Raw genomic sequence first — 25,675 nt, 5'->3', positions numbered from 1 at the left:
GTGGTGGCGGGGCGGTCGTCAGGAGACGGGCAGCGCGAGGGCCCGAGTGCCGCGCTTGACGAGCTCGTTGGCGATGATCAGGCGCTGGATCTCGGAGGTGCCCTCCCAGATGCGGTCGACGCGCAGCTCGCGGTACATGCGCTCGACGGGGTACGAGCGGTCGTAGCCGCGGCCGCCGAAGATCTGCACGCACCGGTCGATGACCCGTCCTGCCGCCTCGCTCGCGGCGAGCTTCGCCGTCGACGCCTTGGCGTGCAGGGTCTTGCGGTCGGTGTGCGGCCGGTCCGCTTCCCAGGCGACCTGGTGGGTGTACGCGCGGTTCACCGCGATGTCCACGGCGCAGTCGGCCAGCATGCCCTGGATCAGCTGGAAGTCCGCGATCCGCGAACCGAACTGGCGCCGCTCCACGGCCCAGTCCCGGGCCAGCTCCAGGGCCCGCTCGGCGGCCCCGACGGTCCGCGCCGCGATCATCAGCCGCTCGTCGGTGAACCACTCCTTGGTCAGCTCGTAGCCGTTGCCGACCCCGCCGAGCACGTCCTCGTCGGGGACGAAGACGTCGGTGAAGGTGAATTCGGGGTGCCCGTTGACCGCGGAGTGCATGAACCGCGGGACCCGGGTCATCTCGACGCCCGGCGCCTGCTTGTCCACGAAGAACAGCGTCGCCGCGCGCTCCGGGCCCGCGTCGGCCTGCACCAGCAGGAAGTCGGCGATGTCGCCGCAGGTGACGAACCACTTCTCGCCGTTCAGCAGCCAGCCGCCGTCGGTACGGGCCGCGGTGCTGGTGCCGGAGCCGGGGTCGGAGCCGGCGCCGGGCTCGGTCACGGCGAACGCGTCGAAGCGCTCGCCCCGGATGACCGGCAGCAGGTACTTCTCGCGCTGGGCCCGCGTGCCGTGGGCGAGGACGTTCGCGGGCCGCCAGGGGATGTCCCAAAGGCAGTTGGTGACCTTGCCGAACTCCTCCTCGACGATGACCTGGTCGAGCAGGGACAGCCCGGCGCCGCCCCACTCGGCGGGCATGTTGATCGCGTACACGCCGGCCTCGATCGCGGCGCGGGTCAGGTCGCGGACCGTCCCGGCGGGCAGCGGCCCGCCGGCCTCCTCGGACTGGTTCTCGTACCTCATCAGGAGCTGGGTGTAGGCGGCGGCCCTGGCTTTGAGACCGGCCTGCTCGGGGGTGTAGCGGAAGTCCATGGTGGCGGTGTCCTCCGGGAGGCGTGGGGGTGCGGGTGCGATGGGCGAGACGGATGGGATGGATCCGACGGACGGGCTGGATGGGCCGGATGGGGCCGGTGGCCGGTGGCCGGTCAGCCGAGGACGGCTCGCGCGTCCAGCGCCAGCGCACCGTCCGGGCCTACCAGCAGGGGGTTGACCTCCAGTTCGGCGATCTCCGGGTGGGCTGCGGCCACGGTGGTGATCCGTTCGATCTCGGCGGCCGCGGCGGCCACGTCGACGGCGGGCCTGCCGCGTACGCCGTCCAGCAGCGCGGCGGTCCGCAGCCCGCGCAGCAGGGCCTCGGCCCGCCGGGCCGGTACGGGGGCCGCCGAGAAGGCGACGTCGCGCAGGGTCTCGGTGAGGACGCCGCCGAGGCCGACCATGGCCACCGGTCCGAACCGGGGGTCGCGGTTCACGCCGACGATCAGCTCGATGCCGTCTTCGAGGGCGGCCATCGCCTCGACCGAGTAGGACGGCGCGCCGAGCCGGGCCCGCATGTCCCGGTACGCGGCGAGGAGCGCGTCCCGGTCGGCCAGCCGCAGCGCGACGCCGCCGGCGTCGGACTTGTGCAGCAGGTGCAGGGCCTTCAGGACGTACGGTCCGTCGAACTCCATGGCGGCGGCCAGCAGTCCGGCCTCGTCGGTGACCTCGCGGGCGGCCGGGAACGGCACCCCGGCGGCGCCGAGCAGCGCCCGCACCCCGTGGTAGCCCGGGTCCCGCAGCGGCTCGGCCGCGGGCGGCAGCGGGGTGACGCCGGGCGGCCCGGCAGCGGGCGCCCGGCCGGTCAACGCCGCCAGGGCGCGGGCGGCGTCCTCGGTGTCGGCGAACACCGGTACCCCGGCCTCGGCCAGGACCCGGCAGCTCGGCGACCGCGGGTACATCGACTGCACGACCAGCGGCTTCGGCGCGGCCGCGAGGTGCGCGACGATCTCCTTGGCGGCCCTGGTCTCGCCCTCGGCGAGGACGGAGCCGCCGGCCGGGCCGCCGCCCAGGCCGCCTTCGGAGGCGGCGTAGCCGCCGAAGTAGCCCGTCATCAGGACGGCGTCGACCTCCTCGGCCGCGAGCAGTCCGGCGACGGTGTCGGCGTACGAGAGGGGGCGCTGTTCGCCCATGCCCGCGAGGTCGACCGGATTGCCGACGGCGGACTGCTCCCACAGCACGCTTCTCAGCCGGTCCTGCGTCGGCGCGCCGAGTTCGGGGACTTCCAGTCCGGCGTCCTCGGCCGCGTCGGCCGCGACGGCGCCGTGACCGCCGCCGTCGGTGAAGACCGCGGTCCGCCGTCCGGTCGTACGCGGGCCGGTGTGCGGGCCTGATTCCAGCGCGGCCAGGACGACGGTCATCTCCCTTGGCGTGCGGACGAGTTCGACGCCCGCGTCCCGGCACACGGCTGCGACCACGTCGGCGGGCGAGGTGAGCGCGCCGGTGTGCGACCGGGCGCTGCGGGCGGAGGCGCTGCCCCGGCCGGCGGTCAGCAGGACCACCGGTTTGCCCGCCCCGGCGGCGGCCCGTGCGAAGGCGCGGCCGTCGCCGAAGTCCTCGGCGTACACGGCGATCGCGGAGGTGGCGTCGTGGCGGGCGCAGTCCTCGACCAGGTCGACGAGGGTGACGTCGGCCTGGTTGCCGAGCGAGACGAAGCGGGAGAAGCCCAGGCCGTGCGGGGCGCCGCGGAGCTGGAGTTCGAGGGCGAGGTTGCCGCTCTGGCTGAGCAGGGCGACGCCGCCGGGTGCGAAGCGGTCGGAGGCGAGGTACAGCTCGGTCGTGTTGTCCGCGATGCCGAGGCAGTTGGGGCCGACGAGCACGGCTCCGGCGGCCCGGACGCGTGCGGCGACCGCCTGCTGCCGGGCCAGTCCCGCCGGTCCGGCCTCCGCGAAGCCGGCGGTGATGGCGACGATCGCCTTCGCCCCGCAGGCCAGGGCGTCGTCGACGGCGGCCTCGAACCCCGCGCCGGGGACGGAGACGACCACGAGCTCGACGGGCTCGCCGAGTGCGGCGAGGGAGGTGGCTGCCGTACGGCCGAGTACGGTGCCGCCGCGCCGGTTCACCAGGTGTACGGGCCGCCGGCCGGGGGCGCGCAGTGCCTGGGAGGCCACGGCGTGACCGTACTTGGCGGGGTCGTCGCTGGCGCCGACCACGGCGACGGAGGCGGGGTCGAAGAGTGCCGTCAGATCGCGCGCCATGTCAGCGCTCCACGCGGAGGGCGGAGTTGGGGCAGCTTTCGGCGCAGGCGCGCGCGGCGTCCTCCTCGCCGGGCGGGACGGCGACGGCGACGACCTTCGCGTAGCCCCATTCGTCGAGTTCGACGAGTCCGGGGGCGTGTTCCCGGCACAGTCCGTAGCCCTGGCAGCGGGTGGAGTCCATCAGGAGTTTCACGGCGTTCCTCTCAGCACGGACAGCGGGGTGCGGGGCGGGGTCGTGCGGGGCGGCGGGGTGCGGCCCTCGGGTGTGCGGGTGACGTCCGGTACGGCCACGGCGAGGCGGCGGCCGTCCCCGGGCGGGGCGGCGGCGCAGGCGGGGCACGCGGCGGCGAGGTGGGACCGGACGAGGCCGGGGAAGGTGCGCAGCAGGCTGCCGGCGGTGGCCGCGGCGGCGTCGAGCAGGCCGCAGGCTCCGCGCCCGGGCAGGCTCCCCGCCCACCGGTCGAGGCGGGTGACCGTGTCGGGTGCGGCGGAGCCGGCGGCCAGGGCGGCCAGGGCGCCGCCGATGGCCGCCGTGCCCGACACGCAGACCCCGCACTGGCGTGCGCTCTGGGCGGCGAGGTGGCCGGCGGCCTCGGCGGCGGTGGCCACCGGGCAGCATCCGCGGGCGAGGAAGCGGATCGCCGCGCAGCCGAGGGCCGTACCCGCGGCGCGGAGCGCGTCCGGATCGAGGGGGAGGTCCAGGGCGCGGGTGTCGACGAGGCCGCCGAACAGGCCGCCCATGAGGGCCCCGGCCGCGTCCGGTGTGCCGTGGGCAGCCGCCAGGGCGCGCAGGGTGGTGCCGTACGGGACCTCGGTGAGCAGGGGTGCGCCGGGTCCGCCGGACAGGGTGACGAGGGTGGTGCGGGCGATCCGGCGGCCCTGGCCGGGGTGGGCGGCGGTGAGGGCGATGCGGGCGAGTGTCTCGACGTTGGAGACGAGGGTCGGTGCGTCGCCGACACCCCGTTCGAAGGGGCGGGGCGGCTTGGCGGTGGGCAGGGCCGGCCCGCCGTCGATCCTGCGGACGACCGCGCTCTCCTCGCCGGCGACGTAGGTGCGGGCGGTCTCGACGACCTCGACGGGCAGGTGCGGCGGGTGTTCGGCGAGGGCCGCCCGGATGCGGGCGGCGGATTCCGGGTCGGAGAGGTAGACGTAGCCGCGTACGGCACCGGTGACGGCGGCGGCGCGGGCGAGGCCGTCGAGGACGAGGTGGGGGCGGGCCCGCAGCAGCCAGCGGTCCTTGGCCGAACCGGGTTCCCCCTCCTCGCCGTTGGCGACCACGACCGGGGCGCCGCCCCGCTCGCGGACGGCACGGAGCTTGACGGCGGCCGGGAAGCCCGCACCGCCGCGGCCGCGCAGACCGGAGGCGGCGAGGTGGTGCAGCAGCTCGTCCGGGCCCGTCGTGTCGGCGTAGCCGCCGGCGGCGCGGTAGGCGCCGGCGCTCTCCGTCGTGCCGGGCGCCGGGCCGAGCACGGTGCCCGGCGGCGCCGCCAGGTGGCGGATCACGGTCATCGGGGGCCTCCTGGGCCGGTGGGGGCCGCGCGCAGGGTGCGTACTGCGGCTTCGAGTGCGGTGCGGTCCTGCGCGGTACGGCCGTATCCCGGGCCGGGGAGGCCGATGAGCATGCGGTGGTGGTCGAGGACCACCTCGGCGGCGAGCAGCGCGGCGGTCCGGTCGCCCGGCCGGGCCCCGGCGGCCACCGCGGTGACCAGGCCGGTGACCTCGGCGAGGTAGCGGAGCCAGCCGTGCCGGCTGCCGCGCAGGACCAGGTCTTCCACGCGGCGCCGCTCGGCGGCCGCGAGCGCCGGGGCCGGCGTACCGGGCGTGCCCTGTGACGAGGCGCGCAGCACGGCGACCGCGGCGGGGAGTTCCCGCTCCGGTTCGGGGGTGAGCCCGAGCCAGTCCAGACGCCGATGACCGCTCATGCGTGCCTCCGGGAGGGATGGGGTGGTGGAGGAGGAGGGTGCGGGGGGGCGGGATGCCGTGCCCGGCCGGGGCGGGGGCCTCGGGAGCGGGGCGCGGGGCGCAGGCACCGGGTCGGAGTGCGGAGGGAGCGGGTACCCGGTGCGCGTTGCAGGAGGCGCCGGTGGTGGTCCCGGCCGCGCCCTGGCGGTGCGCGGCCGGCCGGCCGCCCCGGCGGATCGCATACGGAGGGGCAGCCGGGAACCGGCCGTGTCCGGCCCGTACGGGCCGGACGAAAGCGGTGAAACGCCGGATCGGCTATGCCAATCACGCTAGCTGACCGATCGGTCAGCGTACAAGTCTTGACCCGGCGGAAAGCAGCCAGCAATCTGGCTGTCCAATCGGTCAGCGTGCTCCCGGCGTCCGCCGCCTGCCGCTGCCCGCCGCTGGGTCGCAGCCTCGACACCCATCGCCGCACGCGCGGCACGGAGGAGTCACCCGATGCACTCCAGAGCCCTCGGAACACCACTCGATCCGCCCGGCCGGGCGGCCCCCGGGCCCGCGCTGGCGGCCCGCTACTACACCGACCCCGAGACCGCCGCCGCGGAGGTGCGGCACGTGTTCGCCAAGTCGTGGCAGGTCGTCTGCCACGAGTCCGACCTCCCCGACCCCGGCGCCCGGATCGCCGCCGCGGTCGCGGACCGCGAGGTCCTCGTCGTCCGCACCGAGGACGGCGGCCTGGCCGCCCACCTCAACGTCTGCCGCCACCGCGGCACCCGCCTGGTCACCGCCCCGGAACCGGCCGGAAAGGCGATCCGCTGCCCGTACCACGGCTGGACCTACCGGCTCGACGGAACGCTCGTCGGCGCCCCGGAGGCCCGGCAGATCCCCTGCCTCGACAAGCCCCGGCTCGGCCTGTTCCCGGCCCGCGTCGAGTCCTTCCTCGGCTTCGTCTTCGTCAACCTCGACCCCGATGCCGTCCCACTGGCCGAGCAGTGCGCGGGCCTCGCCGACGCGATCGGCCACTACGCCGGGCCGGACCTCGTACCGGTCGGACGCAGCCGCATCCACGACCTGGCCTCCGCCGAAGTACAGGAGGCCAACTGGAAAGTGGCGGTCGACAACTACCTGGAGGGCTACCACGTCCCGGTCGCCCACCCCGGGCTGATGCGGCTGCTCGACTACCAGAACTACACCTGCCGGACCGAGGAGTCGTACGCGCTCTTCGCCTCGCCCCTGCGCGACAAGCCGTCCTCCAACTGGGCCGAACGCCTCTACCAGCGCCTCGCCGCCCCCATGCCGGGCCTCGCCGAGGCCGACCGCCGGGTCTGGCGGTACGCCGTGATCTACCCGAACACCCTCCTCGACTTCTACCCCGACCACGTGCTGGCCTGGACCGCGATCCCGACGGCCGTGGACCGCGTGGCCGTGCCCGGCGCCTTCTACACCCGCCGCGGCACGGGCCTGCGCACCCGCCTCGCCCGGCGCCTGAACATCCACATCGGCTGGATCACCAACGACGAGGACGCCGAGCTGGTCGCCCGCGTACAGAAGGGGCTCACCACGCCCGGGTTCGAGCCCGGCCCCCTCTCGCGGCGCGAGTCGGCCGTCGGCTGGTTCGCCGCCCGCATCCGGGCCGACCTCGCCGCCGCGGAGCACTGACTCCGGCTCCCCCGCCCCGCCCCCGCCGTCCCCCTGCGGCCCTACGGAGAGGACCCCCATGTCCCCCGAGGAACGTTCCCCGTCCCGCCGTTCGCTCCTGCGCGCCGGCACCGCCGCTGCCCTCGGCCTCACCGCGGCCGGCTGCGGCTTCTCTTCGGACGCCGGCTCCGACCCGGCCCGCACAGAGGCCCGGCAGACCCCGATCGACGTCAGGGTCGACGGCGACCTCGTCTACTTCAACTGGGCCGACTTCGTCGACCCGGCCGTCTTCGAAGGCTTCTCGAAGGAGTACGGCGTCAAGGTCGTCCAGTCGAACTTCGACTCCATGGAGGGCATGGCGGCCAAGCTCAACGCCGGCAACCGCTACGACGTCATCTTCCCCACCGCGAAGTGGGCGGAGCGCCTCACCGCCGGAGGCAAGCTGCGCACGATCGACCACGCGCGGCTGAAGAACGCCGGTGCCGTCTTCGGCAGTTACGACTACTTCGCCGACCCCTGGTACGACGCGCGCTCTGCGCACACCGTGCCCTTCACGATGTACAAGACCGGCATCGGCTGGCGCCGGGACCGGCTCGGCGACCTCACCGGCTCCTGGGACGACCTGTGGAACGCCAGGGCCAAGGGCAGGGTCTTCGTCCTCGACGACCGCGACGAGGTGCTCGGCCTCGGCGCGCTCAAGCACGGCCTCGACCTCACCACCGAGGACCCGGACGACCTCAAGATGATCACCGGGACCCTGCGCTCGCTCCGCCCCCGCCTGCGCGGCTTCTCCAGCGACAGCTACAACAACCTGCTCAACGGCAACGCCGACATGACCCAGGCGTGGAGCGGGGACATGGCCGCCATGCTGGCCCAGGCGAAGGACCCCTCCGTCTTCGGCTTCGAGGTCGCCCGGCAGGGCGCCCCCGTCAACTCCGACTGCTACGCCATCCCCGCCAACGCCCGGCACCCCGGGACCGCGATGCTCTTCATCGACTACATGCTCCGCCCGGAGAACGTGAAGAGGAACATCGAGTACATCGGCTACCCGATGCCGGTCCACGGCAGCGAGGACACGTACTCCGCTCTCGTGGAGCCCTTCCCGCAGTGCCAGGTGACCGCCGACGACCTCAAGGACGACCTCTTCTTCCGCAACGGCACCGCCAAGGGCGAACGGGCCCGCGACGCCGCCTGGACCGACGTGAAGGCCGGGTGACATGGCACCGACCCCCCGCAAGGGCCCGGCCGCGTCGGGAGCCCGGCTGTGGACGTGGCTGATGCTCCCCGGCACCGTCTGGATGACCGGCTTCCTCGTCGTCTCGCTGCTCCTGGTGGCCACGCTCGCCTTCGGCACCACCGACCCGCTCGGGAACCCGCGCTTCGGCCTCGACTTCGGCAACGTCGCCGCCCTGGCCGACCCGGCCTACCGTACGGTCCTGCTGCGCTCCCTGGTCTACGCGCTGATCACCTGTGTCATCTGCCTGGCCGTGGCCTACCCGGTCGCGTACGCCATCGCGATGTGCGGCGGCCGCTTCAAGAACCTCCTGATCGCCGCGATCGTCGTACCGTTCTTCGCCAACTACCTGGTGCGGATGTACGGCTGGTCAGTCGTCCTCTCCGACGACGGGCCCCTGCTCAGGGCGCTGCGGTCCATCGGTCTCGCGGACGGCGACACCAGGATCCTCCAGTCCGGCGCCGGCGTCGTCGCCGGACTCGTCTACGGCTTCGTGGTCTTCATGGTCATCCCGCTGTACGCAGCCCTGGAACGCATGGACACCTCGCTCATCGAGGCGGGCCGCGACCTCTACGGCGGGCCCCTGCGCACCTTCTTCTTCGTCACCGTCCCCGCCACCCGGCAGGGCGCCGCCGCGGGCTGCGTCCTCGTCTTCCTGCCCGCCATGGGCGACTTCGTCAGCGCCCAGCTCATGGGAGGCCCGGACCAGATCATGATCGGCAACCTGATCCAGGACAAGTTCTTCCAGGGCCAGAACTGGCCGCTCGGCTCGGCCCTGACCATGCTGCTGATGGCGGTCCTGTTCCTCGGGATGCTCGGCTACCTCCGGCGCACCCGCAAGGACGAGGCGGAGGCGGCCCGATGACCCTCCCGCCCGCCCTCCGGCCGCTCCGGACCACCACCGCCGCCCTGCGCAGGCCCCTCGCCCGCCCGGCCCGCCGCAGGCGCCGCCGCGGCGCCGGGCGCCGCCCCCGCTTCGCCATCGCGGTCACCGCCGTCTTCTTCGCGCTCCTCTACCTGCCCGTCGCCGTCGTCGTCCTCTTCTCCTTCAACTCGCAGAAGTCCCTCACCGTCTTCGAGGACGTCAGCCTGCGCTGGTACGAGGCCTTCTTCCACGACGACGTCCTCATCGACTCGGTCGGGATGAGCCTGCAGGTCTCCCTGGTCGCCATGGCCGGATCGCTGGCCCTCGGCGTGGCCCTCGCCCTCGGCCTCGTCCGCAGCCGCGGCCGCCTCGGCTCCTTCGCGGGCCTGGTCATGCTCGTACCGCTGATCACCCCGGAGATCGTCACCGGTGTCGCGGCGATGCTGCTCTTCAAGGGCCTGGGCATCACCCTGTCCACCACCACCGTGATGCTCGCCGAGATCACCTTCTCCGTCTCCTACGTGACGGTGATCCTGCGCTCCCGCATCGCCGCCCTCAACCCCGAGGTCGAAGAAGCCGCGATGGACCTCGGCGCCACCCGCCGGCAGGCGCTGCGCCTGGTCACCCTGCCCGCCCTGCTGCCCGGCATCCTCGCCTCCGCGGTGCTGGTCTTCGCCCTCGTCTTCGACGACTTCGTCCTCGCGTACTTCACCACCGGAGTCGACCCGCAGCCGCTGTCCGTCCGCATCTACTCCGCGATCCGCTTCGGCGTCCAGCCCACCATCAACGCCGTCGGCACCCTGATGCTCGCCGGTTCCATCGCCCTGATCGCCCTCGCGCTCGTCATCCCGCGCCTGTTCGGCCGCCGCGGCGGCCTCGACCTCCTCTCCGGGAAGTGAACGCCATGCAGCACCCGTACCCGCACCCCGCCGTCCGGCTCGACCGGGTCAGCAAACGGTACGCCGGCGCGCCCGCCGGCAGCTACGCCGTCCACGACCTCACCCTCGACATCGCTCCGGGCGAGTTCTTCTCCCTCCTCGGCCCCTCCGGGTGCGGCAAGACCACCCTGCTGCGGATGACCGGCGGATTCGCCGACCCCACCGAGGGCAGCGTGCTGCTCGACGGAGAGGACGTCACCGGACTGCCGCCCGACAAACGCAACGTCAACACCGTCTTCCAGAGCTACGCCCTCTTCGACCACCTCTCGCTCGCGGACAACGTCGCCTTCGGCCTCAAGCGCAAGGGCGTCGCCCGCGCCGAGATCCGCACCCGGGTGGCCGACATGCTCGACCTCGTACAGCTCGGCGACCTGGCCGGCCGCAAGCCGCCCACGCTCTCCGGCGGCCAGCGGCAGCGCGTCGCCCTCGCCCGCGCCCTGGTCAACCGGCCCCAGGTGCTGCTGCTGGACGAGCCCCTGGCCGCGCTCGACCTCAGCCTGCGCCGCCGCATGCAGGTCGAGCTCAAGCAGATCCAGCGCGAGGTCGGCATCACCTTCGTCTTCGTCACCCACGACCAGGACGAGGCCCTGACGATGTCCGACCGCGTCGCCGTCATGAACCGGGGCCGGGTCGAGCAGTGCGGCACCCCGGAAGACGTGTACGAGCGGCCGGCCTGCAGCTTCGTGGCCTCCTTCATGGGCACCTCCAACCTCGTCCCCGGCACCTACCGCTCCGGCGACGTCGTCCTCGACGAGGGCCCTGCCCTGCACGTCGGTCCCCGCTCCGGCATCGCCGACGGCAGCCGCGTCAGCCTCTCGATCCGTCCCGAGAAGATCTGGCTCTCCGACTTCGAACCGGGCATGGCCAAGGTCGCCGGTGTCGTCCGGGAGACCGTCTACTCCGGCCCCACCACCACCTACCTCATCGAACTCGCCCCGGGCGTCACCGTGTCCGTACTGGAGCAGAACACCGTCCGCTCCCGCATGGAGGACCGCTGGAGCGGCGGCGAACGCGTCGAGATCGGCTGGAAGCCCGAACACTGCCTGGTCCTGGACTGAAAGCACGCCCGACCGAGCGCACCGACCGGAGGAACCCGTCCATGAACCACGACGTCATCGTCCTCGGCGCCGGCCTCGCCGGCCTCTGCGCCGCCCGCGACCTGTCCGCGGGCGGAGCGGACGTCCTCGTCGTCGAGGCCCGCGAGCGGGTCGGCGGCCGCGTCGAGCAGACCCGGCTCCCCGACGGCCGGCTCGTCCAGCTCGGCGGCGAGGTGGCGGGCCGCGCCCACACCGCCTACACCGCCCTCGTCGCCGAACTGGGCCTCACCCTCGTCCCCAGCTACGTCGCAGAACCCGGTGCCCTCACCCGCGCCACCCCCGAAGGCGTCTCGGCCGGCGACCCGCCCCACTGGTTCGGCCCCGGCGACGACGCCTGCCACCGCAAGGTCACCGCCGCGTTCACCGCGCTCGCCGCGACCGTCGACCCGGCCGACCCGTGGTCCCACCCCGGCGCCGCGGCCCTCGACCGCCTCTCCGTCGCCGGCTGGCTGCGCTCCGAGGGAGCCTCCCCGGCTGTCGTACGCCTCTGGGAGATCGGCCAACTCGCCCTCGCGGACGGCTCGTACGAACGCACATCGCTGCTCGCCGCCCTGCGCAAGCACGCGGCCGTACCCGGCCCCGAGGCGTATGCGTACGAGGCGTGGGAAGGCCTGCGGGTGGCCGAGGGCTCCGCGACGGTGGCCCTGCGGATGGCCGGGGCGCTCGGCGGGCGGATCCGGACCGGCGCGCCGGCCGAGGCCGTGGCCGTACGCCGCAGCGGCGGCTGCACCGTACGCCTGGCCGGCGGCGAGACCCTCACCGCCGGCGCCGTCGTCAGCGCCCTCCCGGTGGGACCGCTGCGCTCGCTCGCCGTCACCGGAGTCTCCGACGAGCGCCTCGCGTCACTGCACCGGCAACGCCACGCCGTCGCCGCCAAGTTCACCGCGGCGTACGACGAGCCGTTCTGGCGCCGCCGCGGCCGCAGCGGCCTCTCCGAGTGCGAGGGCGTCCTCGGCAGCACCTGGCCGCAGAGCGAGGGCGTCCTCTCCGCCCTCGTCCCGCCCGAACGGTACGGCGTCCTGCTCGGCATCCCCGCCCCGCTGCGCGCCCCCGAGCTGCTCACCGAGATCGCCCGCCTCTACGGCGACCGGGCGCACCGGCCGCTCACCACCCACCTGCGCCTGTGGGGCACCGATCCGTGGACCCAGGGGTATGTCACCCACTGGACGCCCGGCGACGTCACGGCGGTCGGCCCGCGGCACGGCACCCACGAACCGCCCTTCTACGTCTGCGGATCCGACCAGTGGGTGGCCGGCTACATGGAAGGCGCCGTCCGCACCGGGCGCGCCGCCGCCGAGGAGGCGCTGCGCCGTGGCTGACACGCTGTGCAACCACATCGGGGGCGCCGACCGGCCTGCCGCCTCGGGCGAGACGATGGAACTGACCGACCCCGCCACCGGCACGGTCCACGGCTACGCACCGCGCTCCGGCCGGGCCGACACCGACGCCGCGTGCGCGGCGGCCGCGGCGGCGTACCCGCGCTGGGCCGCGGCCACTCCGGCCTCCCGGCAGCGCGCCCTGCTCACCCTCGCCGACGTGATCGAGGCGCACGCCGACGCCCTGACGGCCGCCGAGTCCGCGGACACCGGCAAGCCGCCGGAGCGCTTCCGGGCCGACGAACTGCCCGCGATCGCCGACACCGTCCGCTACTTCGCCGGAGCCGCACGGAACCTGCCGGGTGCGGCCGCGGCGGAGTACGCCGACGGCCGCACCTCCCTGCTGCGCCGTGAACCGGTCGGCGTCTGCGCCCAGATCACCCCCTGGAACTACCCGCTGATGATGGCGGTGTGGAAGATCGCCCCGGCGATCGCCGCCGGCAACACCACGGTGCTCAAGCCCGCCGACAGCACCCCGTCTTCGTCCGTGCTGCTGGCCCGGCTGGCCGCCGGGCACCTGCCGCCGGGCGTGCTCAACGTCGTCTGCGGCGACCGCGACACCGGCCGGGCCCTCACCGCCCACCGCGACGTCGCCCTGATCGCGGTGACCGGCAGCGTACGGGCGGGCCGGGAGATCGCGGCCGCCGCGGCGGCCGGCCTCAAGCGGCTCCACCTGGAGCTCGGCGGCAATGCGCCGGTCATCGTCCACGACGACGTGGACGTCGGGGCCACCGCCGCGGCCCTCGCCGAGGTCGCGTACTACAACGCCGGCCAGGACTGCACCGCGCCCGCGCGGCTCCTGGTGCACCACCGCGTGTACGACGCGTTCCTGGACGCCTTCGCCGCGGCCGCCTCCTCGGCCCCTTACCGGGAGGCCGCCTTCGGTCCGCTCAACAACGCCGCCCAGCTCGCCTCGGTCCGGGGCCTGCTGGAGCGGCTGCCCGGCCACGCCGGGATCGTCGCCGGGGGCGCGCGGATCCCCCGCCCCGGCTACTTCCACCAGGCCACCGTGGTCGCCGGGGCGCGCCAGGACGACGAGATCGTGCAGGAGGAGATCTTCGGCCCGGTGGTGACCGTACAGCCCTTCGCCGACGAGGCGCAGGCCCTGCACCTGGCCAACGACGTCCGCTTCGGCCTCGCCGCAGGCGTCTGGACCAGGGACCACGACCGGGCGATGCGCGCCACGCGCGCGCTGCGCACGGGCATCGTCTGGGTCAACACCCACGGCACCACGGTCTCCGAGATGCCCCACGGCGGAGTGGGCCACTCCGGCTACGGCAGCGACCTGTCCCTCTCCGGCCTCCTGGACTACACCCACCCGAAGCACGTGATGCTTTGACCGGGCGGGCCCCGCCCGCGCCGCCGCGGTGGGCGCCCGGTGTCAGTTCAGGTCGGCCCGGGCGGGGGTGTCGTCGAGGAAGCCGCCCGACTGGTGCTGCCACAGCTTCGCGTACGCACCCTCCGCGGCGAGCAGTTCCCGGTGCGTGCCCTGCTCGACGATCCGTCCGCGGTCGAGGACGACGAGCCGGTCCATGCCGGCGACCGTGCTCAGCCGGTGCGCCACCACGAGCGCCGTACGCCCGTCCATGAGCCGCCACAGCGCCTCCTGGACGAAGATCTCGCTTTCGGAGTCCAGGGCGCTGGTCGCCTCGTCGAGGAGCAGGATCGGCGCGTCGCGCAGGATGGCCCGTGCGAGGGCGACCCGCTGGCGCTGCCCGCCGGAGAGTTTGACGCCCCGCTCGCCCACCATGGTGTCGAACCCGTCGGGGAGCGCATCGGCGAACTCCGTGACGTGCGCCGCCTCGGCCGCGCGGCGGATCTCGGCGTCGGTGGCGTCCGGTCTGGCGAACGCGATGTTGTCGCGCAGGGTGCGGTGGAACATCGCCGGGTCCTGGGGCACGTAGGCGATGAGGCTGCGCAGGTCGGACTGGCACAGCCTGCTGATGTCCTGCCCGCCGATCAGGATCCGGCCTGCGTCGATGTCCGTCATCCGCAGCAGCAGCCGGGCGAGCGTGGTCTTGCCCCCGCCGGACCGGCCGACGAGGCCGACCTTCGCGCCGCTGGGCACGGCCAGGTCGAGGCTCTCGAAGAGGGGATCCGCGCCGGCGTGGGCGAAGCCGACCCGCTCGAAGCGCACGTCGGCGGCGCGCGGGCGCAGCGGTTCCGGCGCTGCCGGGTCGAGCACGGTCGGGGGTGTCAGCAGCAGTCCGGTGAACTGCGCGGCCTCCGTCATCGAGCTCTCCAGGCGGCGGTAGATCTGGTTGAACTCGAACATGACCCGGGTGGCGTTGGTGTAGTAGGTGAAGGCGACGACGACCGCTTCCACGCCGTGGCCGCCGCCGGCGAGCGCGAGGGCGAGCAGCAGGCCGAGGGCGTTGGTCAGTACGGACATCGGCGCGACGAGCGTGTCGATGCGCAGATTGCCGTAGTCCCAGGAGCGCAGCATGAGCCGCCGCGACTCCGCGACGCGCGAGCGGTGCTCGGCGGCTTCGCGTTCCTCGGCGGCGAAGGCCCTGACGGTGTCCATGTTCATGAGGCTGTCGGCGACGTGGCCCGAGACCCGGGCGATCGCCGTCTCCCGCTGGTCGACGAGCGCCTGGCGGCGGCGGATCAGGGGCGTCACGCCCAGCGCCGTCAGCGCGATCATGGCGAGGAGGCCGATGACGAGCAGCGGTTCGTAGTGCCACAGCACCACCGATCCGAACGCGAGCGGCACGAGGCTGCCGACGATCGAGAACGTCAGCGTGTCGACGAACTCCTCGAAGCGGGAGGCGAAGCTCAGGACGCGCTTGGTCAGCGATCCGGCGAAGTTGTCGTGGAAGAACGCCGCGTCCTTGGCGAACAGCTCGTCCATGCCGATGACGTACAGGTGCTCGATACCGAGGGCGTCGAGGCGGTTGAGGGAGTGCAGTCCGATGCGCCAGAGCGCCTCCGCGAGCAACAGGACGCCGCCGAAGGCGAGTACGTAGGGAAGGGTCGCGCCGAGGCCGATGCCGCCGCCCGCCGCGCCACCCGTCCCGCCGTCCTGTGCGAGCCGGCCGACGAGCTTGGCGATGACGAGCGGCGCGATGTAGTTGATGCCGATGTTGCCGAGGGCGGGGAGCAGCATCGCGGGGGCCGTGTGCCACCGGAGGCGGGCCAGCTCCCGGCCGTAGTAGCGGAGTGCGAGGAGGACCGGGCCCCTGCCCGGTCGCGGGTCTTCTTGCGGTTCAGGCGTTTCCATCCCAACCCCGAATGGTCGGACCGGCAGGCCAGGAATCGCAGTGTCCCGCAGGGGCGCCCGCGCAGTCCAAGCGTTTACCGGGGGCGCACGGGGTCAGCCGTCCAGCACTGCGGGGGTGGGGCCGTCCGGGCGGACGGTGATGCTGTAGGCGGCCTTGGCAGGGGTGGAGCGGAAGCGCGGAGTGTGCGCGGGCAGCAGGAGTTCGAGGAGGACGGTCGACTCGCGCAGGGCGAACTGCAGGCCCAGGCAGGCGCGGGGCCCGATGCCGAACGGCAGGTAGCTCCCCGGGTGGGCGGGGCGCCGCCCGGGGGTGGTGAAGCGCTCCGGATCGAACCGCGCGGGGTCGTCCCACAGCGCGGGGTCCCGGTGCGTGAGGTACGGGCAGACCAGCACGTCCGTGCCGGCCTCGATCTCGAACCCGGCGAGGACGTCGTCTTCCGCCGCGCAGCGCGGCAGGATCCAGGCGGACGGGTAGAAGCGCAGCGTTTCGTGGACGAGCGCCTGTACGGCCTGCCGGCGCTCGGGCGAGCCTTCGGCGCCCGCGGCGAGGGCCTGCTCCCGCGCCTGCGGGTTGCGGTCGAGCAGGAGGTAGAGCCAGGTGAGGGTGGTGGCGGTGGTCTCGTGACCGGCGACCAGCAGGGTGACCAGCTCGTCGCGGATCAGCCGGTCGGTGTACTCGGGTCGTGTTCCCGCCGCGTCCAGCAGGACGTGCAGCAGGCCGGGGCCGTCGGGTCCGGCCTGCCCGTCGCGGGCGGCGGCGATGGCGCGGCTCGCGACGGCGTCGATCCTGGCCAGCTCGGCGGCGACGGCTCCATCGGCGACGGCTCCGGCTGCGGCGGTGCCGTCGGCGGGCAGGCGCGGCAGTGCGGCCACCACGGCGGGTACGGCGGCCAGTTCGCGTTCGGTGCCGGGGTCGAGGGGGTGGCCGGTCAGGGAGCGCCAGATGGTGTCCAGGGCGAAGCGGCGCATCTCCTCGCCGACGTCGAAGACCTGTCCGGTACGGGCGTGGCCGTCCCAGCGTGCCGCGGCGGTGCGGGCGGCCCCGGCGATGCGCTGTTCGTAGCGGCGCATTCCGGGGCCGGTGAACTGGCTCTGGAGCAGCCGTCGTTGCCGCTGCCACGCCTCGCCCGTCGCGGCCAGTACGCCGTCGCCGAGCAGCAGGCGGGCGCGGTGCGAGCGCTTCACGTACCGTCCGGGCCGGAGCGCGAGCACGTGCTGTACGGCCTCGGGCGCGGTGACCAGTACGGTCGGCCGCGCCGCCCCGAGCCGGAACGCCGCGACGCCGCCCAGCCGTTCGCGCGCCCGGGCGAAGAGGTCGATCAGCTCCCCTCCCCCGGCCTGCCACTGTGCAACGGCGTCGGGATCCAGTTCGGGGACCCGGCGGCCTGCCGGGGACTGGCTCGGGAGGAAGCCGGGGCGGGCGTGGGTGGCCACGGGTCTGCTCCTGTTCGGCGGCTGTACGTCGTCACGGGCCGGATGCGGGCATCACGCACTGTAGGCGACCACGCGCGATCCGCAACACCCCGCCCCGGCAGCGCCCCCGCGCACGGCGCCACGACACGGGCGCCCGGCGGGCGGGCCCGCCCGCGCCGATAGGCTCGGGCCCGACCGTCCGGGTTCGCACCCTCCCGCAGGGCGGTACGACGACCCGAGGGAAGGAAGCCCCGTATGCCCGGCCCTGCCGAGATCCGGATCCTGCGCGCCGCCGACCGGACCGCGGAGCCCTGGAAGAACGGCGGCGGGGTCACGCGCGAGATCGCGGCCTGGCCGGAGGGCGCCGGGACCGGAGATTTCGCCTGGCGGGTCAGCCTTGCCGAGGTGGCTGCCGACGGGGCCTTCTCCCGCTTCCCCGGTGTCGAGCGGACGCTCACGCTCGCCGAGGGCGCGGGCATGGACCTCACGGTCGACGGCGTACGCCGGCTCGTCGACGAGCGCTACGCGCCCCAGGACTTCCCCGGGGACCGGCCGACCGACTGCCGGCTGCTCGGCGGACCCGTCGTGAACTTCAACGTGATGTACCGCAGGGGGCGGGTCCGGGCCCGGACCGCCGTCGTGCGGGGCGAGCTCGCCCTCACCGCCCTGCCGGACGAAGCCCTGCTGGTCGTCGCCCTCGACGGCCCGGCGACCCTCCGCCACCCCGGGGCCCCGGGCCCCGGCGTCGCACTCGGCCCGTACGACGCGGCCCTGGTGCCGCATGCGCCGGCCCGCCTCCTCCGCACGGAGGGGCGGGCGGCGGTGGTCGCCCTGGGGAGTGTCGTCAAAGTGGCGTCGTCCGCCCGGAGGGCCGGCCAGACGGGACTTCGACGACACGACCTAGGCCCGGCGTGACTCGACCAGTTCGGGCTGCGTTTCGCGGCGCTGTTCCGGCAGGTGCACCGAAGCGGCCTGCCGGTCCCAGAGCCTGGTGGTCCGTACGTAGCCGTGGACGACCGATGCCATCGCCAGCATGACCAGCGGTCCGAACACCCACGGGTGCCCGGCCATCTCCAGCGACAGGTAGCGGTACGCGACCAGGAGCGCGACGAACACCGCGGCGCCGTAGGCGGTCAGCCGGATCCCCGGCCGGTCCCAGCCACGGGCCTGCGAGCGCAGTGCCGTCTCGATCGTGAGCGTGAACACGACGCCCGCGACGATGTCGGCGCCGTAGTGGTAGCCGAAGCCCAGCGTTGCGCCGAGCGTCGCGATCAGCCAGAACGCGCCCAGGAACTGCAGCAGCCTGGGGCCCTTGCGGGAGTGGATGAAGATCGCGGTGGCCCACGCCGTGTGCAGGCTGGGCATGCAGTTGCGCGGCGTGAACTCGTCGAAGAGCATCGGGCGCGGGATATCGACCGGCGGCGGAGTGTGCGGCCACAGATCGGCCAGCGCCCACTGTCCGCCGTCGGCGCCGTACGCGAAGATCGGCCCGACCACCGGGAAGATCATGTAAATGCCCGGCCCGAGCAGGCCGATCACCAGAAACGTCCGCACCAGGTGGTGGCGCGGGAAGGCGCGGTCCACCGCCACGTGGCGCAGCTGGTACAGGGCGACGGCGACCGCGGCCACGGCGAGCTGGATGTAGACCCAGTCGAGGACGTGCGCGCCGACCGCGCCGGTGGCCTCGACGATCCGGCCCGCCACCCATGACGGATTGCCCAGCGCCTGATCGGCGGCGGCCACGTACTGGTCGAGCACCGTCGGGCGGGTCTTGGTCGTGATCAGCAGCCAGGTGTAGCCGGTCTTGCGGCCGGCCACCAGCAGCAGGGCCAGTCCGACGCCCTTCAGCAGCAGGAGGCGCTCGCGGCCGGTGCGGTGCGTGAAGGCGAAGACGGCACAGGCCAGGGTCACCAGCAATGCGCCGTTGCCGAACATCATCTCGGCACCGACGAGCCCCCGCACGAGCCAGAAGACCAGGTCGATGGCGATCGCGGCACCGACCGCGATGAACCGCTGGCGCCAGGTGAGCACGACCATCATCAACGCCATGCTGGCGTACAGCACGGTCCCCGACTGCGGGGCGAAGATCACCTCGCGCGCCTGGACGGTGATCGGACCCGGCACGCCGTAGTGACGCGCAGCGATCTCCAGTGCGACGAGGAATCCGAGGGCCACCACGCTCACGGCGACCCACAGCACGACGCGGGGTTGACGCCATGAGGCGGACTTGATTCCGCCGTTTATTCGCGAGAGCGCTCGCGTTACCGTAGATATCAATTTTCAGCCGATTGATTATGGTTTCAACGTGACCGCTGTTAACCCGAACATGCTAACGGAGCAGATGCGTTTGACCGGTCGCGGGTACACGAAAAGCCGTCCTCTCACGGATGAGAGAACGGCCTCCGACGTGCGTAAAGCACAGTCGGGACGACAGGATTTGAACCTGCGACCCCTTGACCCCCAGTCAAGTGCGCTACCAAGCTGCGCCACGTCCCGATGCCCGCTGACCTGGGGTTTCCCCCGCGTTGGCGTGCAGACAGAACATTACCCCACGTCGAGGGGTGCGTGGGCACCGGTGATCGGTTGGGGAGGATGATGGCGGGGTGAACGGGGTTGACGGGACGGACGGGCGGGACCGGGACAGCGCCGGGCGGGCACGGAGCGGCCGGCCCCGGGACGGGCTGGGGCGGCCGCTGCCGTACGGCGCGGCCGGGGTCGAGCGGCAGCCCGAGGGGGTGGTGCGGGCGCCCGAGGAGACCGTGCGGGAGGCGCAGCGGCTGCTGGACGCGGGGATGCCGTTCCATGCGCACGAGGTGTTCGAGGACGCCTGGAAGTCCGGGCCGGAGCAGGAGGCTCCGCTGTGGCGCGCGCTGGCGCAGCTGGCCGTGGGGCTCACTCATGCCGCGCGGGGCAACAGCGTGGGCGGGGCGCGGCTGTTGCGGCGCGGCGCCCGCGGGATCGAGGAGTCCGGGGAGGCGGGGGGAGCCGCGGGCGGCGGCGCGTACGGGATGGACCTGGCCGGGCTCGTACGGTGGGCCCGGGCGCTGGCCGGGCGGGTGGAGGCCGCCGCCGGTCCGGTGGACGCGGCGGCCGAGGCCCCCCGGCTGACGCTGCCCTAGCCTGCCGGCTGGAGCAGGTCCCAGCGGTTGCCGTACAGGTCTTCGAAGACGGCGACCGATCCGTACGTCTCGTGGCGCGGCTCCTCCAGGAAGTGCACGCCGGCCCGGGTCATCCGGGCGTGGTCGGTCGCGAAGTCGCGCGTGTAGAGGAAGAAGCCGACGCGGCCGCCGGTCTGGTCGCCCACGCGGGCGCGCTGCGCGTCGTTCTTGGCGCGGGCGAGCAGGAGGGCCGACTCGGTGGCGCCGGGCGGCCGTACGACGACCCAGCGGGACCCGTCGGGGCGCTCGGTGTCCTCGACGAGGTCGAAGCCGAGGGCCCGGGTGTAGAAGTCGATGGCCTCGTCGTAGTCGGTGACGACGAGGGCGGTCAGGGCGATATGTGAGGGCATGGGCTCATTGTGACCGCACCAGGACCACTTCCAGTGTGCGGGGGCCGTGGACACCCTCCACCCGGTCGAGCTCGATGTCGCTCGTCGCGGAGGGGCCCGCGATCCAGGTGAGCGGGCGCGCGGGGTCCAGCCGCGCGAGCGCCTGCGGTACGGAGTCCACCACCTGCTCCGGGACCCGCACCACGCACACGTGGTGGTCGGGGACGAGGGTGATGCGGCGGCGGCCCTGTGCCGGGCCGCCGTCCAGGACGATCGTGCCGGTCTCGGCGATCGCCAGGGCGCAGCCGGTGACCACGCTGTCCACGGCGTCCAGTTCGCGGGCGGTGGAGGCGGCCCGGTCGGCGACCCGGGTGATCGCCCCGGGGCCGGCCGCGGACAGCCAGGCGGGCGGGAGCCCGTCGGGGACCAGGACGGAGCGGGACCCGTGTCCGGTGAGCAGCCGCATCAGCAGCTCCGGCAGCCCCTGCTCGTCCGTGCGGTGTACGCGGGCCCGGTAGTCCGCGAGGTGGTGGGCCAGCAGGTCGGCGCTCTCGGCGGGGGTGCGGGCGCCGTGGACCCGGTGGTAGTCGCGGGGGATCCCGGGCGCCGGTGGTGCGTCGGCCAGGGCCCGGCGGATGCGGGCGAGCACGGTGTCGCGGCTGCTGCCCGTCACGCCGTTCCCTCCTCGTCGCGGGGCGGTGCGGGTGGTGTGGGCGGCAGACGCGGGGGCTGCTCCGGGCCGCGTCCGTTCCCGCGCTCGCGGCGCCACCAGTCGCGGAACGGCTCGGCGGGGATCTCGGGCAGGGCGCGGCTGTCGGTCCAGGCCCGGCCCGGGCCCGGCAGCCGCCGGGGGCGCAGGCGGCGGGCCCGTGCCAGGAGCCGTTCGCCGGCGCGGAGGGCACCGGGGTGGTCGAGGAGGAGGCGGGCGGCGCGCATGGCGGCCCGTTCGGCGGTGTGGCCGCGGGCGGGCCGGATCGTGACGCGGACGCCGCGGCGGGTCACGGTGGCCCCCTGCACGATGCGTTCGCGCAGGTGGACGAGGACCTCCGGGATGTCGATGGCGACCGGGCAGACCTCGTAGCAGGCCCCGCAGAGGGTGGAGGCGTACGGCAGCGAGGCGTCGATCTCGCCGGCGGTGCCGCGGAGTTGGGGGCTGAGGATGGCCCCGATCGGGCCCGGGTAGACCGAACCGTAGGCGTGGCCGCCGGCGCGCTCGTACACGGGGCAGACGTTCAGGCAGGCGGAGCAGCGGATGCAGCGCAGCGCCTGGCGGCCGACCTCGTCGGCGAGGGTGTCGGTGCGGCCGTTGTCGAGGAGGACGAGGTGGAAGGCGCGCGGCCCGTCGCCGTCCGTGGTTCCGGTCCACATGGTCGTGTACGGGTTCATCCGCTCGGCGGTGGACGACCGCGGCAGGGTCTGGAGGAAGACCTCCAGGTCGCGGAAGGTCGGGACGACCTTCTCGATGCCGACCACGGAGATCAGGGTTTCGGGGAGGGTCAGGCACATGCGGCCGTTGCCCTCGGATTCGAAGACGACGAGGGTGCCGGTCTCGGCCACCATGAAGTTGGCGCCGGAGATGCCGACCTTGGCGCGCAGGAACTTCTCGCGCAGGTGCAGCCGGGCCGCTTCGGCCAGTTCCCGCGGGTCCGTGCCCAGCGGATCGGGGGCCGGGCGGCCCCAGTGACCCATCTCGGAACGGAAGATGTCGCGGATCTCGGACCGGTTGCGGTAGATGGCGGGGACCAGGATGTGCGAGGGGCGGTCGTGGCCGAGCTGCACGATGAGCTCGGCGAGGTCGGTCTCGTAGGCGGCGATGCCGGCGGCCTCCAGGGCCTCGTTGAGACCGGTCTCCTGGGTGGCCATCGACTTGACCTTGACGGCCTCCCGCTCTCCGGTGGCCAGGACCAGCGAGGTCACGATCCGGTTGGCCTCGTCGGCGTCGGCGGCCCAGTGCACGGTGCCGCCCGCCGCGGTCACCGCCGCCTCCAGCTGGAGCAGGTAGCGGTCGAGGTGGCGGAGCGTATGGTCCTTGATTGCCTTGCCCGCGGCGCGCAGCCGGTCCCAGTCGTCGAGTTCCGCGACGGCTCCGGCGCGCTTGTCGCGGATGGTGCGGGTGGCGTGCCGGAGGTTGGCGCGCAGGGTCTCGTCCCGTACGGCTTCCCGTGCCGCGCGGGGGAAGGCCGGCATGCCGACGAAGGTGCCCGTCACCGCAGGGGCTCCTGTTCGGTGGCGGCCAGGATCTCGGCGAGGTGCAGGGCGCGCAGCGGGGCGCCCTGCCGGTGCAGGATGCCGCCGAGGTGGGCCAGGCAGGAGTTGTCGGCGCCGCAGAGGACGGACGCTCCGGTGGAGAGCGCGGCCGCCGCCTTGTCGGCGCCCATGGCAGCCGAGACGTCCGGGTTCTTGAGGGCGAAGGTGCCGCCGAACCCGCAGCATTCGGCGGCGTCGGGCAGTTCGGCGAGCTCCAGGCCGCGCACGGCCTGGAGCAGGCGGCGCGGGCGGTCGCCGAGGCCGAGGCCGCGCAGACCGTGGCATGACGGGTGATATGTCACCGTGTACGGAAAGTACGCACCGACGTCCGTGACGCCGAGGACGTCGACGAGGAACTCGGTCAGTTCGTACACCCGGGGCGCGAGCGAGTCCGCCAGCCGCGCGAGCTCCGGGCCGCGGCCCTCGGCGGCGGCCTTGCGGCCGATGCGCGGATAGTGCTCGCGGACCATGGCCGCGCAGGACCCGGAGGGGGTGACCACGTACTCGTGGCCCTCGAAGGCCCGGGCGGTACGGCGCAGCAGCGGCTCGGTCTCGTGCCGGTACCCGGTGTTGTACTGGGGCTGGCCGCAGCAGCTCTGCGCGGCGGGGAACGCCACCTCCACGCCGAGCCGCTCCAGCAGCCGGACCACGGCGATCCCGGTCCCGGGATACAGCGCGTCGTTGACGCAGGTGACGAACAGGGCGGCGCGCATGCCCGGAGGATAGCGGGACCTGGCAGCGGCGGACGGGCGGGCATGGGGCAGACTCGGCCGGGTGAGAAAGTTCTATGTCATCGGCATCGGCGCGGGCGACCCGGACCACCTGACCCTCCAGGCGGTCAAGGCGATCCGGGCCGCGGACGCGTTCCTCATCCTGGAGAAGGGCGAGGAGAAGGCGGACCTGACCGGACTGCGGCGCGACATGCTGGCGGCGCACGCCAAGCCGGGGCACCGCCTGGTCGAGGGCCGGGACCCGGACCGCGACCGGACCCCCGCCGACTACGCGCCGACGGTCGACGGGTGGCGCAGTGCGCGGGCGGAGATCTTCGAGCGGTTCATCGCCGAGGACCTCGCCGAGGACGGTACCGGCGCGTTCCTGGTGTGGGGCGACCCGTCGCTGTACGACTCGACGCTCGCGATCCTCGAAGAGGTCACCGCCCGCGGCGAGGTCGCGTTCGACTACGAGGTCGTCCCGGGCATCAGCAGCGTTTCCGCCCTGCTGGCGAAGCACCGGACGAACCTGAACCGGGTGGGCCGCCCGGTCCAGATCACCACGGGCCGGCGCCTGGCGGAGGGCTGGCCGCAGGACGCGGACGACGTCGTGGTGATGCTGGACGCGCGGCACGCCTTCACCCGCCACCTCGACAAGGACCTCTACATCTATTGGGGGGCGTACGTCGGCACCCCCGACGAGATCCTGGTCCAGGGCCCGCTGGCGGAGGTGTCGGAGCGCATCGAGGAACTGCGGACCGAGGCGCGGGCCCGCAAGGGCTGGATCATGGACACCTACCTGCTGCGGCGCGGCTGACCCGGGCCGGCGGCCGCCTGCGGCGGCCGGGCGGGGCAGCTCAGCGGCCGTCGAGCAGCTTCGCGAGACCGGTGGCGAACTGCTCGTACTCCTCGGGCCGGTTGTAGATCTGCCCGCAGATCCGCAAGCCCCCGCCGCCGGGCCTGCCGAAGGTGTTCACCCGGGTGCGCAGCCGGTCGAAGACCTCGATGCGCAGGGCACGGGCCTCGTCCTGGGTCCGCGCCACGCCCGCGGGCAGCCGCAGGGTGCGCATCGCGACGCCGTCGCTGTACGGCAGCGGGCGAAGCCCGGCCGTCTGCGCGAGCAGCGCGCTGCCGTGGGCCGCCAGGGCCTCGTTGTGGGCGCGCACCCGGGCGGCGTCGAGGCGGTCCAGCAGGTCGAGGCCCCCAGGGGCGGCCAGCCAGCCGGTGTAGTCGGCGGTGGCGCGGTTCTCGACGGAGCGCGGGAAGCCGTGCTGGTCCTCCCAGGACGGCACGAGCGCCTGGACGGCCGCGCGGTGGCGGGGGGCCACGGCGAGGATCGCGCTGCCCGACGGCCCGTACCCCCACTTGTGCAGGTTGCCGAACCAGAAGTCGGCTCCCCCGGCCAGCGGGTCGGGCAGCATGCCCAGGGCGTGGGCGCCGTCCACGACGGTGGTCACCCCGCGCTCGGCGAGCGCGGCCAGGAGCCGCGGCCCGGCGACGATCCGGGCGGTGGGCGAGGTGATGTGGTCGAGGACCGCCACCTTGGTGTGGGGTGTCACAGCTGCCAGTACAACGTCACACACCGCTTCCTCGTCCGGGAGCTCCGGGTCCAGGGCGACGGTGCGCAGCGGCGCGCGGCGGGCGGCGGCCGCGCTGACCGTGCCGTAGCCGTGGTCGGTGACCAGGATCTCGTCGCCTTCGGCGAAGCTGAGCGAGCCGAGGGCGATGTTGGCGGCCTCGGTGGCGTTGGAGACGAAGGCGATGCCGGCCGGGTCGGCGCCGAGGCGGGCGGCGATCAGCCCGCGGGCGGCCTCGATCCGCTCGGGGGCCGCGAGGAAGAAGGCGTCGGGGTCGGCCTCCAGCTCGGCGCGGAATCCCGCCTGGGCCTCCAGGACGGGTATCGGGACGGCGCCGAACGATCCGTGGTTGAGGTGGACGACGGCCGGGTCGAGGCGGAACAGGTCCGGTCCGCCGGGGAATGCGGCGAGAGGGCGGCTGCTGGACGTCTGTGCGGGCACGGGGTCTCCTGCCGGTACGGGGGCGTGGTCTGCCGCTATGGATCATGCCGTGGCCTGAGCTCCTCCCGGAACCCCGCCCCGGCGCGCCGCGCCCGCAGCCCGGCCGCGCCCACGCCCACGCCCCCGTACGGCCTCCCC

At 73.9% G+C, this 25,675-nt stretch carries 23 protein-coding genes and 1 tRNA gene; 10 read left to right on the top strand and 14 right to left on the bottom strand.

What is annotated here, in order from left to right:
- Nucleotides 1–18: 18 nt before the first annotated feature.
- From ACZ7H1_RS01005 to ACZ7H1_RS00985, 5 genes are all read right to left on the bottom strand, one after another.
- On the bottom strand, nucleotides 19–1,191 hold the full coding sequence (locus ACZ7H1_RS01005) for an acyl-CoA dehydrogenase family protein (protein ID WP_470782571.1): 1,173 nt from the start codon (nucleotides 1,189–1,191) through the stop codon (nucleotides 19–21).
- A gap of 113 nt (nucleotides 1,192–1,304) precedes the next feature.
- Entirely contained in the window at nucleotides 1,305–3,389 is a 2,085-nt protein-coding gene (locus ACZ7H1_RS01000) for an acetate--CoA ligase family protein (protein ID WP_470782570.1), read from the bottom strand.
- A 1-nt stretch (nucleotide 3,390) separates the two neighbouring features.
- The gene (locus ACZ7H1_RS00995) at nucleotides 3,391–3,582 is read right to left on the bottom strand and encodes a ferredoxin (protein ID WP_470782568.1); all 192 of its coding nucleotides are present in this window, start codon (nucleotides 3,580–3,582) and stop codon (nucleotides 3,391–3,393) included.
- Nucleotides 3,579–4,898: an NADH-ubiquinone oxidoreductase-F iron-sulfur binding region domain-containing protein gene (locus tag ACZ7H1_RS00990; RefSeq protein WP_470782566.1), complete on the bottom strand. Its 1,320-nt coding sequence runs from the start codon at nucleotides 4,896–4,898 to the stop codon at nucleotides 3,579–3,581. The genes ACZ7H1_RS00995 and ACZ7H1_RS00990 overlap by 4 nt, the downstream gene beginning before the upstream one ends.
- Nucleotides 4,895–5,311, bottom strand: a complete 417-nt coding sequence (locus ACZ7H1_RS00985) for a hypothetical protein (protein ID WP_470782565.1) — start codon at nucleotides 5,309–5,311, stop codon at nucleotides 4,895–4,897. The genes ACZ7H1_RS00990 and ACZ7H1_RS00985 overlap by 4 nt, the downstream gene beginning before the upstream one ends.
- Before the next feature lie 478 nt (nucleotides 5,312–5,789).
- Between ACZ7H1_RS00985 and ACZ7H1_RS00980 the strand changes: the two genes are divergently transcribed.
- The 7 genes from ACZ7H1_RS00980 to ACZ7H1_RS00950 are packed head-to-tail and all read left to right on the top strand — an operon-like array spanning nucleotide 5,790 to nucleotide 13,778.
- Nucleotides 5,790–6,950, top strand: a complete 1,161-nt coding sequence (locus ACZ7H1_RS00980) for an aromatic ring-hydroxylating oxygenase subunit alpha (protein ID WP_470782563.1) — start codon at nucleotides 5,790–5,792, stop codon at nucleotides 6,948–6,950.
- Between the two features lie 58 nt (nucleotides 6,951–7,008).
- The gene (locus tag ACZ7H1_RS00975; RefSeq protein WP_470782561.1) at nucleotides 7,009–8,145 is read left to right on the top strand and encodes a polyamine ABC transporter substrate-binding protein; all 1,137 of its coding nucleotides are present in this window, start codon (nucleotides 7,009–7,011) and stop codon (nucleotides 8,143–8,145) included.
- 1 nt (nucleotide 8,146) lies between these two features.
- Nucleotides 8,147–9,028: an ABC transporter permease gene (locus ACZ7H1_RS00970; RefSeq protein WP_470782559.1), complete on the top strand. Its 882-nt coding sequence runs from the start codon at nucleotides 8,147–8,149 to the stop codon at nucleotides 9,026–9,028.
- Nucleotides 9,025–9,927 carry an ABC transporter permease gene (locus ACZ7H1_RS00965; protein ID WP_470782557.1) on the top strand — a complete coding sequence of 301 codons (903 nt, stop codon included), beginning with the start codon at nucleotides 9,025–9,027 and terminating at the stop codon, nucleotides 9,925–9,927. The genes ACZ7H1_RS00970 and ACZ7H1_RS00965 overlap by 4 nt, the downstream gene beginning before the upstream one ends.
- Nucleotides 9,928–9,932: 5 nt before the next feature.
- On the top strand, nucleotides 9,933–11,024 hold the full coding sequence (locus ACZ7H1_RS00960) for an ABC transporter ATP-binding protein (RefSeq protein ID WP_470782758.1): 1,092 nt from the start codon (nucleotides 9,933–9,935) through the stop codon (nucleotides 11,022–11,024).
- A 41-nt stretch (nucleotides 11,025–11,065) separates the two neighbouring features.
- Nucleotides 11,066–12,382: a flavin monoamine oxidase family protein gene (locus tag ACZ7H1_RS00955; RefSeq protein WP_470782556.1), complete on the top strand. Its 1,317-nt coding sequence runs from the start codon at nucleotides 11,066–11,068 to the stop codon at nucleotides 12,380–12,382.
- 55 nt (nucleotides 12,383–12,437) lie between these two features.
- Nucleotides 12,438–13,778 carry an aldehyde dehydrogenase family protein gene (locus ACZ7H1_RS00950; protein ID WP_470782757.1) on the top strand — a complete coding sequence of 447 codons (1,341 nt, stop codon included), beginning with the start codon at nucleotides 12,438–12,440 and terminating at the stop codon, nucleotides 13,776–13,778.
- A 42-nt stretch (nucleotides 13,779–13,820) separates the two neighbouring features.
- On the opposite strand, the gene ACZ7H1_RS00945 is transcribed toward ACZ7H1_RS00950, so the two are convergent.
- Nucleotides 13,821–15,662, bottom strand: a complete 1,842-nt coding sequence (locus ACZ7H1_RS00945) for an ABC transporter ATP-binding protein (protein WP_470782555.1) — start codon at nucleotides 15,660–15,662, stop codon at nucleotides 13,821–13,823.
- Nucleotides 15,663–15,755: 93 nt separating this feature from the next.
- On the bottom strand, nucleotides 15,756–17,096 hold the full coding sequence (locus ACZ7H1_RS00940; RefSeq protein ID WP_470782553.1) for a cytochrome P450: 1,341 nt from the start codon (nucleotides 17,094–17,096) through the stop codon (nucleotides 15,756–15,758).
- Nucleotides 17,097–17,330: 234 nt separating this feature from the next.
- Between ACZ7H1_RS00940 and ACZ7H1_RS00935 the strand changes: the two genes are divergently transcribed.
- Nucleotides 17,331–17,990 (top strand): HutD/Ves family protein, encoded by a 660-nt coding sequence (locus tag ACZ7H1_RS00935; RefSeq protein ID WP_470782551.1) that lies wholly within the window; start codon nucleotides 17,331–17,333, stop codon nucleotides 17,988–17,990.
- Here the strand turns inward: ACZ7H1_RS00935 and ACZ7H1_RS00930 are convergent.
- Nucleotides 17,976–19,352: a phosphatase PAP2 family protein gene (locus ACZ7H1_RS00930; RefSeq protein ID WP_470782550.1), complete on the bottom strand. Its 1,377-nt coding sequence runs from the start codon at nucleotides 19,350–19,352 to the stop codon at nucleotides 17,976–17,978. The two genes, ACZ7H1_RS00935 and ACZ7H1_RS00930, sit on opposite strands and share 15 nt — an antisense overlap.
- Before the next feature lie 145 nt (nucleotides 19,353–19,497).
- Nucleotides 19,498–19,571 (bottom strand) — tRNA-Pro (locus ACZ7H1_RS00925).
- A gap of 107 nt (nucleotides 19,572–19,678) precedes the next feature.
- On the opposite strand from ACZ7H1_RS00925, the gene ACZ7H1_RS00920 reads away from it, so the two are divergent.
- Nucleotides 19,679–20,194 (top strand): DUF309 domain-containing protein, encoded by a 516-nt coding sequence (locus tag ACZ7H1_RS00920; RefSeq protein WP_470782548.1) that lies wholly within the window; start codon nucleotides 19,679–19,681, stop codon nucleotides 20,192–20,194.
- Here ACZ7H1_RS00920 and ACZ7H1_RS00915 read toward each other — a convergent pair.
- Genes ACZ7H1_RS00915 through ACZ7H1_RS00900 form a run of 4 tightly spaced genes read right to left on the bottom strand, consistent with a single transcriptional unit; the run spans nucleotide 20,191 to nucleotide 23,522 of the window.
- Nucleotides 20,191–20,583, bottom strand: a complete 393-nt coding sequence (locus ACZ7H1_RS00915) for a VOC family protein (RefSeq protein ID WP_470782546.1) — start codon at nucleotides 20,581–20,583, stop codon at nucleotides 20,191–20,193. The genes ACZ7H1_RS00920 and ACZ7H1_RS00915 overlap by 4 nt on opposite strands.
- A 4-nt stretch (nucleotides 20,584–20,587) precedes the next feature.
- A complete protein-coding gene (locus ACZ7H1_RS00910) occupies nucleotides 20,588–21,235 on the bottom strand; it encodes a LutC/YkgG family protein (RefSeq protein WP_470782545.1) in 648 nt (215 codons plus the stop codon).
- Entirely contained in the window at nucleotides 21,232–22,770 is a 1,539-nt protein-coding gene (locus tag ACZ7H1_RS00905; protein ID WP_470782544.1) for a lactate utilization protein B, read from the bottom strand. The genes ACZ7H1_RS00910 and ACZ7H1_RS00905 overlap by 4 nt, the downstream gene beginning before the upstream one ends.
- A complete protein-coding gene (locus tag ACZ7H1_RS00900; RefSeq protein WP_470782542.1) occupies nucleotides 22,767–23,522 on the bottom strand; it encodes a (Fe-S)-binding protein in 756 nt (251 codons plus the stop codon). The genes ACZ7H1_RS00905 and ACZ7H1_RS00900 overlap by 4 nt, the downstream gene beginning before the upstream one ends.
- Nucleotides 23,523–23,583: 61 nt before the next feature.
- Here ACZ7H1_RS00900 and cobF point away from each other — a divergent pair, with 61 nt between their 5' ends.
- A complete protein-coding gene (gene cobF, locus ACZ7H1_RS00895; protein ID WP_470782540.1) occupies nucleotides 23,584–24,336 on the top strand; it encodes a precorrin-6A synthase (deacetylating) in 753 nt (250 codons plus the stop codon).
- A gap of 40 nt (nucleotides 24,337–24,376) precedes the next feature.
- On the opposite strand, the gene ACZ7H1_RS00890 is transcribed toward cobF, so the two are convergent.
- Complete coding sequence (locus ACZ7H1_RS00890) at nucleotides 24,377–25,537, bottom strand: aminotransferase class V-fold PLP-dependent enzyme (RefSeq protein WP_470782539.1); 1,161 nt, start codon at nucleotides 25,535–25,537, stop codon at nucleotides 24,377–24,379.
- Nucleotides 25,538–25,675: the final 138 nt, after the last annotated feature.

The organism is Streptomyces sp. NPDC037401, from assembly GCF_055602345.1.
Note: the sequence above shows the minus strand (reverse complement) of the source record. Positions and strands in the feature narration are given on the sequence as shown.

What these genes read in the sequence shown, in the direction of transcription:
- ACZ7H1_RS00965 (WP_470782557.1), top strand. Translation starts at nt 9,025, where the DNA reads ATGACCCTCCCGCCCGCCCTCCGGCCGCTCCGGACCACCACCGCCGCC.
- ACZ7H1_RS01005 (WP_470782571.1), bottom strand. Translation starts at nt 1,191, where the DNA reads ATGGACTTCCGCTACACCCCCGAGCAGGCCGGTCTCAAAGCCAGGGCC.
- ACZ7H1_RS00980 (WP_470782563.1), top strand. Translation starts at nt 5,790, where the DNA reads ATGCACTCCAGAGCCCTCGGAACACCACTCGATCCGCCCGGCCGGGCG.
- ACZ7H1_RS00960 (WP_470782758.1), top strand. Translation starts at nt 9,933, where the DNA reads ATGCAGCACCCGTACCCGCACCCCGCCGTCCGGCTCGACCGGGTCAGC.
- ACZ7H1_RS00935 (WP_470782551.1), top strand. Translation starts at nt 17,331, where the DNA reads ATGCCCGGCCCTGCCGAGATCCGGATCCTGCGCGCCGCCGACCGGACC.
- ACZ7H1_RS00955 (WP_470782556.1), top strand. Translation starts at nt 11,066, where the DNA reads ATGAACCACGACGTCATCGTCCTCGGCGCCGGCCTCGCCGGCCTCTGC.
- ACZ7H1_RS00990 (WP_470782566.1), bottom strand. Translation starts at nt 4,898, where the DNA reads ATGACCGTGATCCGCCACCTGGCGGCGCCGCCGGGCACCGTGCTCGGC.
- ACZ7H1_RS00985 (WP_470782565.1), bottom strand. Translation starts at nt 5,311, where the DNA reads ATGAGCGGTCATCGGCGTCTGGACTGGCTCGGGCTCACCCCCGAACCG.
- ACZ7H1_RS00915 (WP_470782546.1), bottom strand. Translation starts at nt 20,583, where the DNA reads ATGCCCTCACATATCGCCCTGACCGCCCTCGTCGTCACCGACTACGAC.
- ACZ7H1_RS00950 (WP_470782757.1), top strand. Translation starts at nt 12,438, where the DNA reads ATGGAACTGACCGACCCCGCCACCGGCACGGTCCACGGCTACGCACCG.
- ACZ7H1_RS00900 (WP_470782542.1), bottom strand. Translation starts at nt 23,522, where the DNA reads ATGCGCGCCGCCCTGTTCGTCACCTGCGTCAACGACGCGCTGTATCCC.
- ACZ7H1_RS00970 (WP_470782559.1), top strand. Translation starts at nt 8,147, where the DNA reads ATGGCACCGACCCCCCGCAAGGGCCCGGCCGCGTCGGGAGCCCGGCTG.
- ACZ7H1_RS00945 (WP_470782555.1), bottom strand. Translation starts at nt 15,662, where the DNA reads ATGGAAACGCCTGAACCGCAAGAAGACCCGCGACCGGGCAGGGGCCCG.
- ACZ7H1_RS01000 (WP_470782570.1), bottom strand. Translation starts at nt 3,389, where the DNA reads ATGGCGCGCGATCTGACGGCACTCTTCGACCCCGCCTCCGTCGCCGTG.
- ACZ7H1_RS00975 (WP_470782561.1), top strand. Translation starts at nt 7,009, where the DNA reads ATGTCCCCCGAGGAACGTTCCCCGTCCCGCCGTTCGCTCCTGCGCGCC.